We start from the raw sequence: 12,733 nt of genomic DNA on the forward strand, positions 1-12,733 counted from the left end.
TAACCAAAAATGGCACTAATTATGCATTATATTGCACTTATTCGCACAGCAGTGACTGCATCACCCTATCCACCATCACTTGGACGTTCTGGGGCCGCTGTCCGAGAATCGCATCTTCCCCCGACAATCGATCCAAATGTCCTTCCACCATCTTGCACAAACGCCTTGCTGCTTTGGGTTTGTGCATCCGCACCTTCAGTTGCGCATTGGCAAGTTGAATAAGCGCCTGAACCACCTCTCGCTCTGATGTACCCTCAGGCGTTTGAAGCCAGACAGCCTCCAACACCTCGTGACATTCCCAAAAATAACCGGCTTCAAGATACGCAAGCCCGGCCTGAAATGCCTGTGTCTGCGCCAGCGCGTTCACGGACATTCCTGTTTCTACACTGCTTTTGATCTCGTCGAACCAGTCTTCGGGATGCCGCGCATTCTGGCCGGGAACGTAGGCATGCGGCGGCAAGGGGATGCCGCCGGGCAGGTCAGGCAAGCGACACCTCTTCACGTTCCAACCGGTCCAGACGCGCACAAAATTCTTCAATCGCAGCTTGGGTCGGTGCAGGCTTTTCAAGGTGCGGCGCATGTCCACAATCGTCCAGGATCAGCGTCTCAACCGGAGAATAGATACGGTCTTCAATTTCGGATATCTGCGCCAACGTGCCGTAAGGATCGTCGCGGCCCTGAATGGCAAGCACGGGAATGCGCAGATGATCGATGGCGTCCGCGACGTTCCATTCGACAAAATCCGGGTGTGTCCACGCGTCGTGCCAGCCGTTGAAGGCAACGTCGACATGAGTGTGATAGCGGGCCAGCTTTTCTTTCAGATCCCCCTTGGCATAGGCCTCACCAGCGGCACGAATGGCCGCCAGACCCTGGGGTTCCGTAAAGAAATGCGGCGCGATCAGGACAAGCCCGCGCACCCGCATGTCCGAAACGGAACCTGCATAAATCGTTGCAATCGTCGCCCCGTCAGAATGGCCCAGCAGAACGCAATGTTGGATCCCGGCCGCATCCAGCACCTGACCAAGTACATCTTCAGCCTCCCGCGTCATGTAATCGAGCGGGCGCGGCAGCACCGCAGGATCAGACGCGCCATAACCCGCACGCGAGTAGGCGAGAACGCCAAACCCGGTCGCTTTCGCCAGGGCCTCGGGTAACCCCTTCCACTGTGCCACTGACCCAAGGCCCTCGTGCAGCATAACCAATGTCGGAGCCTTGTGCGGGGCCGGTCCCCAGCAAGCATACTCCAGCGACTGTCCGCTCGCTTCAAGCCGTTGAGCGGGGTCGTTTGTCCACTCCAATGCCATCATGCATCCTCTCGTAGTTTGAACCGCTGGATTTTACCTGTTGCCGTCTTGGGCAGCTCATCCACCACTTCGATCCAGCGGGGATACTTCCAAAGTCCGATTTTTGATTTCACGTGGTCTTTCAACGCATCCTTGAGAGCCTGATCTCCGGTGCCGGACTGCAAAACGACATAGGCTTTTGGTTTTTCCAGCCCCTCTTCGTCCCGCTGTGGCACAACAGCGGCTTCCAGCACCTGTGGATGGCTGACCAGCGCACCTTCCACTTCGAAGGGCGAAAGCCAGATGCCAGACACCTTGAACATATCGTCCGTGCGTCCGCAGTAGACCAGCCGTTCATCCTCGCGTTTTTCATACTTGTCGCCCGTCCGGGTCCACACGCCTTCAAACGTGTTCCGGGACTTGTCGCGCTGGTTCCAGTAACAGTTGGCGGCCGAAGCGCCATTGACCAAAAGCTCTCCCACTTCGCCGACGCCAACTTCATTGCCGTCTTCGTCTACAAGTCGCAGGTCATACCCCGGCACCGCAGTGCCTGACGTACCATAAACAATGTCACCGGGGCGGTTGCTCAGGAAAATATGCAGCATTTCGGTTGATCCGACGCCATCCAGAATACCGACGCCGGTATGTTTCTCCCAGCGCTGTCCCACGTCTTCCGGCAACGCTTCCCCGGCTGAGATACACAGGCGCAGCGGTGCATCGGGGGCGCCGGTGGCATCCATCTGCGCCACCATCGCTGCGTAAAGTGTGGGCACGCCACAAAAGATCGTCGGTTTGTGGGCGGCTATCGTATCGATCATGCTGGGCGGTGTTGGCCTGCCAGTGAATAGAACGCTGGTGGCGCCGACAGACAGCGGGAATGTCATTTCATTGCCCAACCCATATGCGAAAAAGAACTTTGCCGCAGAAAGCACCACATCGTCTTCGCGTATGCCCAAGACCTGCGCGCCGTAAGTATCCGAGGTGGCCCGAAGCGCGGAGTGAATGTGCGCCACGCCCTTTGGCTGACCGGTAGAGCCGGAAGAGTAGAGCCAAAACGCCACTTCATCTGCATTTACAGCAGCCGCGTCCATCAAGGGTGCGCCCTCAACGAAGGTCTCAAACCGCGTTGTCCCTTCGGGTGCATCGCCGATCACCACGACGTGCCGAATGTAAGGGCTATCTGCCACAGCAGGGGCCACCACATCCCACAGGGGAGCAGAGACAAAGACGATCGACGCCCGGCTGTCGCGCAGGATCACGTCATAGACCGGCGTCGCCAAAAGCGTATTGAGCGGGATCGGGACCACGCCTGATTTCAGCGCACCCCAGAAAAGCTGCGGGAATTCGATCTGATCTAAAACGAGAAGAGCAGCGCGTTCCTCAGGCCTTATGCCAGCCCGGGCCAGCGCACCTGCGACCCGCGCTGATCCTTCGGCCATTGCCGCATAGCTAAGGGTGCGGCCCGTCTCTGCTTCCAGATACGCAGTCTTGTCGCCGCGGCCTTCGCCGATATGACGGTCCACGAAATAGGTCGCCGCATTGGCATCGATAGATAACATTAAGCTCCTCCTCATTACGCAACATTGTGCAGCTTGTTCGGGCATAGGCAATCAACAAGCACAGATCGTGCAGTTTAATGCACGATCGAGAGCCGTTGCGGATTTGCGGCGTTATAAAGCAGATCAACCAAGGTGGATCGACGTTCCAGAAAACGCGGGAAATTGATATTGCCCTTGGCGGTCGCCTCGCCCTCAGCCATGGAGGGCGGTTCTGACAGGATCAGCGCATGGACAACCCGCCCGGCGCTCCCGGCCGCAGTCTTGGCAAGCGTCTTCAGTCGGTCCGTGATTTCATCGTTGAGAGGCGGACAGCTCAGGATGCCGTCCGCTTCGCTCACCTCCCACCCGCGTGCCGCGATGGCGCCACGGTTGGGCAATATCAAAACACCGACTTCATCCCGGCCAGCGCCGGTGATGACCACGTCCTGCGCGAACGGCGCCAAAGCAGCAAGCAGATCAAGCCGCAGATTGGCCGCCTGAACCCAAGTCCCGGTGCTCAGTTTGAAGTCTTCCGACAGGCGACCATCAAAACGCAGGCCCTTGTTCGGTTCATCGGGGTCGACAAACCGCATCGCATCTCCGGTAACAAAGAATCCTTCTTCATCGAACGCTTCGCGCGTTTTCTTTGCATCATTAAGGTAGCCCGGCGTGACATTGTCGCCTTTGATCCGCACATCGCAGCGTCCCGTATCATCCGGCACCAGCTTGACCGTGATGCCAGGCATCGGCACACCGACAATCCCCGCGCCTTTTGCCGGTTCGTGGCCAATCAACGCCCCCGGCGCAGTCTCTGTCAGGCCCCATGACGTCGTGATCAGTGGCAAGGGTTTGCCGGTGGCTTGTGCCAAGCGCTCAAGCGCCTCCCATGTTTTCTGCGGCAGCGATGCACCCGCGTAGAATATCATGTCGAGATCTGAGAAATATGTCTCGCGCAGTTGCGCGTCCTGCTCAAGCGCCGCGACCAGCTGCGCAAACCCGATGGGTACATTGAAACTGATCGTGCCAGAGACCCGTCCGAGATTATCAAGCGTCTGATCAAACAGCCCCGGCGCAGGCTTGCCACCGTCGATATAAAGACTGCCGCCATTGGCCAGCATCAGGTTGAAGTTGTAGGAACCGCCAAAGACGTGGTTCCACGGCAGCCAATCCACGATGCGGGGCGGACGCGTTGAAATGAAAGGCAGGCAGGCTGCGATCTGTGCCTGATTGGTCGTCATCATACCTTGTGTCGTCAGAACCCCCTTTGGGTCCGAGGTGGAGCCAGAGGTCAGCAGGATCTTGGCCAGCGTATCATGCCCTATTGCAGTTGCGGCCGCTTCAATGTCTGCACTGTTCGCCTGTTGCAGGTCTGCAAGGTTCGTCTCTCCGTTGGCTGGCTTCGAGCTGACCGCCTCAACACCCTGAAAGATATCAAGGGCCAGCGCGCCCGCATATTGCGCTGCGTCAGAGGCATAGACCAAGCCAGGCGTTACCAGATTGGCAGCGTAAATCAGGCGTGGATGGGCGGCAGGGATCAGGGCGTATTGTTCCGCTACGGGCACCGTAGGGATACCCACGTACTGCGCCGCCAGTGTCAGCAAGCCATGGTCCACGCTATTGCCGGATATGATCAGGATCGGACGCTCCGGCCCCAGATCTCGCGCCAACAGATGTCCTGCAATTGCATGAACTGATCGCTGCGCTTGCGCATAGGTCACTTCGCGCCATCCGTCGCCCGCGCGCTCTGCCAGAAATACCGCATCCGGGCTCGCTTGCGCCCAGTGGTTCAGCCAGTCGCCGGTACACCGTGCCACCGGCCCCAACGGATAATCCGAGGTCAACAGGATGCTGCCGTCTGCCCGTTCCCTGCGCGTGACCTTGTGCGGCATCAAGTTCAGGTGGTTTGTCATATCACGCCTCCCCTTGGCCGCGTCCTGACTTAATCAGGCAGCAGGAATAGGGTGATCGCCGGGAACGCCACAAGGATGATCACCCGCACGATGTCCGAGCCCACAAAATACATCACAGCGCGGTAGGTCTGTGTCATCGGTGTTTCCCGGTCCATCGAGTTGATGATGAACAGGTTCATTCCAACCGGGGGTGTGATCAACCCGACCTCGACAACGATCAGGACCAAGATACCGAACCAGATTGCCAGATGTTCTGGCGTCATACCGAAATCCATCGCCGTGATGACCGGGAAAAAGATCGGCACGGTCAGCAGGATCATCGAAAGGCTGTCCATCAGGCAACCAAAGATCAGATAGAACCCAAGGATCACGCACAGCACAAAGATCGGGCTAAAGCCCTGAGTGACAACCCATTCAGCCATGAATTGCGGCACGCCCGACAGCGCCAGAAAGCCATTGTAGAAACCCGCACCCAGCACGATGAAAAAGATCATTGCAGTTGTGCGCGCAGTGCCTATCAGGCTCTCGCCCAGCACGCGCCAGTTCAGGCTGCCCGACAGCAGGGCGGCAAGCCCCGTGGCCGCCGCGCCGATGGCCGAGCCTTCGGTGGGTGTGAACCAACCCGCATAGATGCCGCCGACCACCACCAGAAAGATCGTCAGGACCGGCCAGCAGTCCGCGAGCGCCCGAAAACGTTCACCCATCGGCACGGGTTCGCGCGTGCCTGCGGAATCGGGGTGCAAGCGCACGTAGATCGAGATGGTGAGGATATATCCAAGCGCGGCAAGGATGCCGGGAATGAAGGCCGCAAGAAACAGCTTGGCAATATTCTGTTCGGTCAGTATCGCATAAATCACGAGGATGACCGATGGAGGGATCAGGATACCAAGAGTACCGCCAGCCGCCAGCGTCGCCGTCGAAAAGCCCCCGGAATAGCCGTAGCGCTTGAGCTCCGGCAGGGCGACCTTGGACATGGTCGCCGCCGTCGCCAGGGAGGATCCACAGATCGCGCCAAAGCCCGCACAAGCCCCCACCGCAGACATCGCAACGCCACCGCGCCGATGGCCAAGGAAACTTTCAGCGGCTTTGAAAAGCGCCTGCGACATGCCCGACAGGGTCGCGAATTGCCCCATCAACAGGAACATCGGGATGATGCTGAGAGAATAGCTGGAGAAGGTCGTATAGGTCTCAGACTTCATCTTGGCCAAAAGCGGCGTCGGGTTGCCGCCCATCGCCATGTACCAACCACCGAAACCGCACAGAAGCATGGCGAGCCCGATGGGCGCACGCAAAAAGACCATCAACAACAGGACCGGGAAGGACCAGAAACCAAGTTCAAGGCTGCTCATCTCAGTGCTCCCCATGCTCGGAAGGGAGGATCTGCTGATTGCGCATCGCTTCCACGATCCGCACAAAGGCGCAATAGATGGCCGTGATACAGGCGACCACGCCGGCGGCAAAGCTGGCGGCATAAGCCCACCAAACCGGGAATTGCAGGAACAGAGTTGTCTGACCGTTCCGGATGTACCGCTCCATTCCGCCGTAGAGCTGGTTAATGATCAGCAGGATCACAGCGGCCAGAATGACCTCCCAGAATGCGGCAATCCAGCGGTTGAACCGGTTGGACAAGAAGGACGTGAACACATCGACCGTCGCATGCGCGCCGTAGAACTGGCAGACAGGCAGAAAGGAAAAGATTGCAAAGGCAACGCCTGCTTCAAGCAACTCGTAGCTGCCGTTGATCTCTCCAACCCCGGAATTGAGCACCCACTCGGACAAACCGGTGAACGCGCTTTCAAAGAAGTCGTTGTGGAAAAACTTGTTGATCGAGCGACCGACGATGGACAGCGTGGTCAGGACAATCAACGCGAGCAGCACAACGCCCCCGGCCAGTGCGGTGAGGCGGGCAAGGGACTGGATCAGCCGATGCATCAGAAATTCTCGCAGTTCAGATAGAAAATCTGCGACAGCACAGGGCTGCCGCAGATTGGTTTTCCGTTCGAGAGCTTACTTGTCGTAAGCTTCCATGAGCGCGCGGGCCTCATCGATCAGGGCCTGACCGTCGATGCCTTTGCTGTTCATGTCCGCGATCCATTCGTCATAGATCGGCTGCGCCGCTTCGCGCCACGCCTGCACATCATCGCCTGACACGGTGACGATGTTGTTGCCGCGATCCACAGCCGCCTGGCGGGCGGGACCATCGCTGTCAGCTTGTGTGCCGCCAGCAAAGATCGAGAATTCAAGACCGGAGTTGTCATCGATCACCTTCTTGAGATCATCAGGCAGGCCGTCGTAGCGGTCCTTGTTCATCGCCAGAACAAATGTCAGCACGTAAAGTGCGTTGCCTTCAAATTCCGTGTGGTTCGACACCAGCTCAGGCACTTTCAGCGCTGCGGTCACTTCCCATGGGATTGTTGTACCGTCGATCACGCCCTTGGACAGGCCCTCTGGTACGGCAGGAACAGGCATACCGACAGGTGTCGCACCCACTTTCTCAAGCAGTGAGTTCACAAGCCGTGAGCCACCGCGGATTTTCAGGCCTTCCATGTCGGATGGTGTGCGGACTTCCTTATTGGCATGGATCATGCCAGGGCCGTGCACCCATGTGCCCAGAATATGCACATCCTTGAACTCCGTGTCCTTCATGTGCTTTTCAAACATCTGCCAATAGGCAGAGGACATCGCCCGTGCGTTTGTCATCATGAATGGCAATTCAAACACTTCGGTCGATGGATAGCGGCCCGGTGTATATCCGACCACGGTCCAGACAATGTCCGCGACACCTTCGATGGCTTGGTCCATCAGTTCCGGGGGGCGCCCACCCAGCTGCATTGACGGATAGCGCTCGACCTTGATGCGGCCACCGCTGGCTTCCTCAACGTTGTCTGCCCAGACATCCAGCACCAGCTTTGGCACATTGGCCTGCGGTGGCAGGAACTGGTGCATGCGCAGGGTCACTTCCTGCGCCATCGCGGTCGTCGCCATCAGGGTCGCGGCGACAGCGGCGCCGGCCACACCCATCAGTGTTCTGCGTGAAATCATTGTTTTCTCCCTTGGTTGGTTTAATTGCGCCGCGCTGGCTTCGCGCGGTCTTGTTGATATCTTCCACCAGTCAAATGCCGAAAGGCAAAGACCATGTTTCATTGGCATCAGATTCTGGCTTGTTTCTCCCTTGCGCGGCTTGGGCCGCTTGTCTTTCCAACACGCTAAGCGATGCTCAGCAGCTTGTCACGGCTGAATTGGGCGTTTTGGTGCAAGTACAGCCCTGAATTGAATGCACATGATATCAGGCACTTATGGCAAAGTGCCGCGAAACCGATCTCATGATCATCATTATTGACGTCGCGGTTGTGCAGTATCATGCACAACGCCTGGTCGGTTTTTCCAGATTTGAGGAGTGGTGGCGTTAGGTGGACTTGAACCACCGACCTAACGATTATGAGTCGTTCGCTCTAACCAACTGAGCTATAACGCCATCGGCGCGTGGACTATGCCAGCGCTCGCATGCCGTCAAGCCTAAAACCCGTTTTGAGACTGCTGTCGCGAATTTCCCCTACCGCCCTCCGCGGCATTTGCCTCATTCTAATGCCCAGCCAATGCCCCAATCTGGCCCGAAATATATGGGATACCATAGTTTCAATTGGCCAGAATAACGCAGGTGAGGACCTTTCATGCCAACCGACATAACGACGGACTTCGCCGCAAACGGGCCGGGGCAACCCAGCAATGATTTGTCCGGCCTGGCCCTGATCAAGGCGCTCGCACCGGCCGAATCCCTTTTGATTGCGCTGACGCTGGGTATCGGAATGCTCGCCTACGTTTTGTCGGTTGCCTTTGAACAGGCTGTCGCCTGGGACAAGTTCATGATCAGCTTTGCTCCGAGTGTGGGGCTGATCCTGCTGGGCTGTTACGTTCGGCTGGCCAAGGACATGCCACGCGCAGGGATGTCAGCAGTCGCGACGGGTATCTACATAGGGTTCTCGGGCGTGATCGCCATACTGATCTATTTGCGGTTCCCCTTTGAGGGGCCGATGATCGACATGCAGCTAATGCAGATGGATGCCAGCCTCTTCGGCTACGAATGGGCAACCTTTACGTCGGGCATGGCCGCCTATCCCGTGTTCGGCAAGGCGATCGGCTGGATTTACGGCACCTCGCTGCTGCAACTCTTTGTTGTGATCTTCGTTCTTGGTTTTATGGGCCGCGTGGTTGATCTGCACCGGGTCCTGATCACGGGCATCCTGTCGCTCTTGCTGGCGGTAGCGATCTGGTGGACATGGCCCAGCCTTGGACCCTCTGCCTATGTCACCCTGCCGCACGACATCGAAAGCGCACTGGGCCTTGTCCACGGTAAGGCAGAAGGTGCGCGGATGTTGCAAATGGCCGAGATGGGCAATCCGATCATCTCACCCGACATCATCATGGGGACGATTGCATTCCCCTCTTATCATTCGGTGATGGTCTGTCTGGCAGTTGCGTTTGTCTATGGAACCTGGGTCTTCTGGCCGATGGTCCTGCTGAATGTGGGTATGCTGCCATCCATCTTGTCCCACGGGGGGCACCATCTGATAGATATGCTTGGTGGGTTCCTCGTCTTTGCCATTGCGCTCTGGGTCGCGGTCAAACTTGTGCCCGCTGCGCCTGTCACAGGGCCGGAGGTCTGAAATGGGAGCCAATCGCGCAAACAGCCCGACACTTTGTATTCGCCATTCATTTTCTGGACAGGCTATCTATTTTGGTGGCCAAACACGCGTAATTCTTGACGCATTTCAACCTGACTGGATGGCAACATCAGACCCCGCAAATGTCCTTACCTTGCGCCGAGGATCCCAAACTGCGGTCAAGAAATCCGTGTTCAAGGTCGCCCTGCCCGCCAATGACAACATGGCGCCCCTACCCAGGGATTAATGCGCGGGCGAACGCACCGCGTCCACCAGAGTGCGGCCACCGTCCATCACGATGACTTCACCGGTCATAAAGGCAGAGCTGTCTGCGGCAAGATATTGAACGGTCTCACACAGCTCTGTCGGGGCTGCAATGCGGCCCAAAGGCGTGTGGTGACGGATATCGTCACGCCATTCTCTGTTGTCCGCAACAGAGGCGCGCAATGACTCGCTCATCACCGAGCCGAAGGCGATGGCATTTACCCTGATCCGCTGCGGGGCCAACACTAACGCCATGGCACGCGTCATCTGCTGTACCGCTGCCGCTGCAATGGAATAGCCCATCAATTCTGGCTGAATGTGGTTCGCCGCGATCGAGCTGAGATTGATGATCGACCCGACCTGCCCCTCTTCCTGATCCTCGGCCTGCTTGATCATTCGCTTGGCCACGTATTGCGTCAGTTGCAGCGCCGTCATCAGGTTTTGATCCAAAAGGGTCTGAACAGAGGTATCCTCAACATCAAGCGCGTCCGTCGGCAGCACCTGCCTTGACGCATTAACCAGAATATCGACCTGATCAAAGGCGTCGATGGTCGCCGAGACGAGGTTCGCAATGGTCAGCCTTTGGCGCAGGTCGCCCGCAAACGTGCGGATGTTTCCATCCTCCTGTTCATCGCCCAGTTCTTCCATCAACTTTTTTTCATGCGCATCGGCGCACATCACATTGGCACCCTTGTCCGCCAGGTGCCGCGCGATGGACAGGCCAATCCCGTTGGCCGCGCCTGTAACAATCGCCGTCTTACCTTGAACCGAAAAAGACATTGTCGTTTCCCTTAAATTTTCTGCCCGCAGCGTCTAGCGGCGCCGGCGCGCAGGCCGTGTCGCATGAAATAGTTTGAACCGTGCGTCGCCGCCGATCTCTTCGACCTGGGCAAAGCGTTTCTTCAGCTCGGCCTCATAGGGCAGGTGCCGGTTGGCCACCATCCACAGATGCCCATGAGCAGACAGGATACGGGCCGCTGACGCAACAAAAGCCTGACCCACCTGAGGTTCTGCCGCACGGCCAGTGTGAAAGGGAGGGTTCATGACCACCGCATCCATCTTGTGCGCGGGTTCCCAATTGACGACATCCGCCCAATGAAAAACCGCACGTGGGTCTGTGACATTGCGACGGGCACATTCCAGCGCCATGTGACCCGCTTCGACCAGATGCACATGGGTCACGTCGGGACGCGTCAGTACATGAGCTGACAAGAATCCCCAACCAGCACCCAGATCAGCCACCTCACCGCTTATCTTTTCTGGCAGCGCATCGACCAAAAGTGCCGAAGCAAGGTCAACATCATCGGCAGAGAACACCCCCGGCGCGGTCCAGAAACCGCCTTCGGTCTGCGTGGGTCCCTGCATCCAATCGGCAAAGAAATCGGCAGCAGGTTCGGAAATCCAGAACAACTTGCCATGTGCTTTTGAGATCGTGCCTTGAACCGTGACCCGCGATTTCATCTCTTTCAGGATTGAATCCGCACCGTCGGTCTTTTGCCCGTCTACGACGATAATGCCATCCGTCCGCCCACAGGCATCCGCAATCAGGGCACGCGCTTCGGCCTTGGCGCGGGGTAAACAGACAATTGACACCGCATAGCGCCCCTCAGCTTCGACACGCGCATCGTATCCACGCCCTTCCCAGGCATCGTAGAATGGTTTGAAGTCGTGGATGATGTCGCACCGGTCGGGCGTCAACCCGGCCAGATCCGCATCCACTGGTGGCCTGTAAACGGCAATCCGCCCTTCTTCCGGCAGATCCAGTCCCCCGCCGCCAAGCGCCACCTGCAATCGCGCGTCAATCACGCGCTATTCTTCTTTTTCCATGGTGCATTGCAGCGGGTGCTGATGACGCCGCGCAAAATCCATCACCTGCGCAACCTTTGTCTCGGCAATCTCGTGGCTAAACACGCCAACCACCGCCAGACCCTTCTTATGGACTGTCAGCATGATCTCGAACGCCTGGGCGTGGTTGAGTCCAAAAAACCGCTCAAGCACATGCACTACAAATTCCATTGGCGTGAAATCATCGTTAAGCAGCAACACCTTATATAGTGGTGGCCGCTTGGTCTTGGGCTTGGCTTTGGTCAGAAGGCCGGTTTCACCGTCTTCGTCCGACCGATCTGCCATCATGAAGTCATCAAGGCGCATTGCTGCTCCGATGGGTTGAGTTACGTGGTTACGAGTCGTGAGAGGCGTTATATAACCTCCTGCGGGATTTAGAAAAGAGGGATGCGGCAAATGAGCGTGACACTGACAACTGTCGGCCTTGATGCAGATGACACGCTTTGGCACAACGAACGGTTTTTCGCGATGACGCAGGACCATTTCGCCGACCTGCTGCGCGACCATACTGAGAAAGATCACCTGATGGAGCGGCTTTTGGCTGCTGAACGCCGCAACCTGCCGCATTATGGCTTTGGGATCAAAGGCTTCACCCTGTCGATGATCGAAACGGCGGTCGAGGTTACCGAGGGCAAAGTGCCTGCCAGCGTGATTGCGGAAATCCTTGATGCGGGGCGTGATATGCTCTCGCATCCGATTGAACTGCTGCCGCACGCCGAGGACACGGTGCGGGCACTGCGAAATGATTACAAATTGATCCTGATCACCAAGGGCGACCTCCTCGATCAGGAACGCAAGCTGGCGCAGTCCGGATTGCGTGATCATTTTGACGCGATCGAGATCGTGTCGGACAAGACACCGGCAGTCTATGCCGAAATATTCATCCGCCACGGCACCGGAGCCGATCAGGGGTTGATGGCAGGCAATTCGATGGCATCGGACGTGGTACCGATGATCACAGCGGGCGGCTGGGGCGTATATGTCCCGCATGCACTGACCTGGGCCATTGAACATGCGCAGCCCCCCGCAGATACGGCCCGATTTACCGAACTGCCAGACCTTGGCGCGCTGCCCGATCATATTCGATCTGTCACCCGTGCCTGACCCTCAAAATCCGAGACTCAAACCGGGGCAATCCGGCCTCATTCCCGCCACATTCCTGCCATAATACCCCCTATGGTGGGGCCCTTCGCGCATACCGCAAAATGTTGACACCGCACAGCGGCAATTTT

At 57.6% G+C, this 12,733-nt stretch carries 12 protein-coding genes and 1 tRNA gene; 2 read left to right on the forward strand and 11 right to left on the reverse strand.

All coding sequences use genetic code 11. The features are described from left to right. Nucleotides 1-37: 37 nt before the first annotated feature. The 8 genes from GV827_RS11945 to GV827_RS11980 all read right to left on the reverse strand — a co-directional run bounded on the left by GV827_RS11945 (nucleotide 38) and on the right by GV827_RS11980 (nucleotide 8,206). Complete coding sequence (locus GV827_RS11945; RefSeq protein WP_235930333.1) at nucleotides 38-487, reverse strand: DUF309 domain-containing protein; 450 nt, start codon at nucleotides 485-487, stop codon at nucleotides 38-40. After that, nucleotides 480-1,304 (reverse strand): alpha/beta fold hydrolase, encoded by an 825-nt coding sequence (locus tag GV827_RS11950; protein WP_164354030.1) that lies wholly within the window; start codon nucleotides 1,302-1,304, stop codon nucleotides 480-482. The genes GV827_RS11945 and GV827_RS11950 overlap by 8 nt, the downstream gene beginning before the upstream one ends. After that, on the reverse strand, nucleotides 1,304-2,842 hold the full coding sequence (locus GV827_RS11955; RefSeq protein WP_164354031.1) for a benzoate-CoA ligase family protein: 1,539 nt from the start codon (nucleotides 2,840-2,842) through the stop codon (nucleotides 1,304-1,306). The genes GV827_RS11950 and GV827_RS11955 overlap by 1 nt, the downstream gene beginning before the upstream one ends. A 74-nt stretch (nucleotides 2,843-2,916) precedes the next feature. Continuing rightward, nucleotides 2,917-4,731, reverse strand: coding sequence for a feruloyl-CoA synthase (locus tag GV827_RS11960; protein WP_164354032.1), 1,815 nt, complete (start codon nucleotides 4,729-4,731; stop codon nucleotides 2,917-2,919). A 29-nt stretch (nucleotides 4,732-4,760) separates the two neighbouring features. Continuing rightward, nucleotides 4,761-6,080 (reverse strand): TRAP transporter large permease, encoded by a 1,320-nt coding sequence (locus GV827_RS11965; protein ID WP_164354033.1) that lies wholly within the window; start codon nucleotides 6,078-6,080, stop codon nucleotides 4,761-4,763. 1 nt (nucleotide 6,081) lies between these two features. Continuing rightward, complete coding sequence (locus tag GV827_RS11970) at nucleotides 6,082-6,663, reverse strand: TRAP transporter small permease (RefSeq protein WP_164354034.1); 582 nt, start codon at nucleotides 6,661-6,663, stop codon at nucleotides 6,082-6,084. A gap of 75 nt (nucleotides 6,664-6,738) precedes the next feature. Further along, a complete protein-coding gene (locus GV827_RS11975) occupies nucleotides 6,739-7,773 on the reverse strand; it encodes a TRAP transporter substrate-binding protein (protein WP_164354035.1) in 1,035 nt (344 codons plus the stop codon). Nucleotides 7,774-8,129: 356 nt separating this feature from the next. Next, nucleotides 8,130-8,206: transfer RNA gene (locus tag GV827_RS11980), tRNA-Met, on the reverse strand. Nucleotides 8,207-8,402: 196 nt separating this feature from the next. Here GV827_RS11980 and GV827_RS11985 point away from each other — a divergent pair. Beyond that, nucleotides 8,403-9,395, forward strand: a complete 993-nt coding sequence (locus GV827_RS11985) for a phosphatase PAP2 family protein (RefSeq protein WP_164354036.1) — start codon at nucleotides 8,403-8,405, stop codon at nucleotides 9,393-9,395. Between the two features lie 240 nt (nucleotides 9,396-9,635). Here the strand turns inward: GV827_RS11985 and GV827_RS11990 are convergent, their stop codons facing one another. The 3 genes from GV827_RS11990 to clpS are packed head-to-tail and all read right to left on the reverse strand — an operon-like array spanning nucleotide 9,636 to nucleotide 11,807. Beyond that, entirely contained in the window at nucleotides 9,636-10,436 is an 801-nt protein-coding gene (locus GV827_RS11990; protein ID WP_164354037.1) for an SDR family NAD(P)-dependent oxidoreductase, read from the reverse strand. 33 nt (nucleotides 10,437-10,469) lie between these two features. Then, nucleotides 10,470-11,462 carry a class I SAM-dependent methyltransferase gene (locus GV827_RS11995; RefSeq protein ID WP_164354038.1) on the reverse strand — a complete coding sequence of 331 codons (993 nt, stop codon included), beginning with the start codon at nucleotides 11,460-11,462 and terminating at the stop codon, nucleotides 10,470-10,472. A 3-nt stretch (nucleotides 11,463-11,465) separates the two neighbouring features. Beyond that, nucleotides 11,466-11,807: an ATP-dependent Clp protease adapter ClpS gene (gene clpS / locus GV827_RS12000; RefSeq protein ID WP_164354039.1), complete on the reverse strand. Its 342-nt coding sequence runs from the start codon at nucleotides 11,805-11,807 to the stop codon at nucleotides 11,466-11,468. A gap of 90 nt (nucleotides 11,808-11,897) precedes the next feature. On the opposite strand from clpS, the gene GV827_RS12005 reads away from it, so the two are divergent. Next, nucleotides 11,898-12,605 carry an HAD family hydrolase gene (locus tag GV827_RS12005; protein WP_164354040.1) on the forward strand — a complete coding sequence of 236 codons (708 nt, stop codon included), beginning with the start codon at nucleotides 11,898-11,900 and terminating at the stop codon, nucleotides 12,603-12,605. Nucleotides 12,606-12,733 lie beyond the last annotated feature (128 nt).

Origin of the sequence: Sulfitobacter sediminilitoris (assembly GCF_010667575.1) — a bacterium.
Lineage (GTDB): Bacteria > Pseudomonadota > Alphaproteobacteria > Rhodobacterales > Rhodobacteraceae > Sulfitobacter > Sulfitobacter sediminilitoris.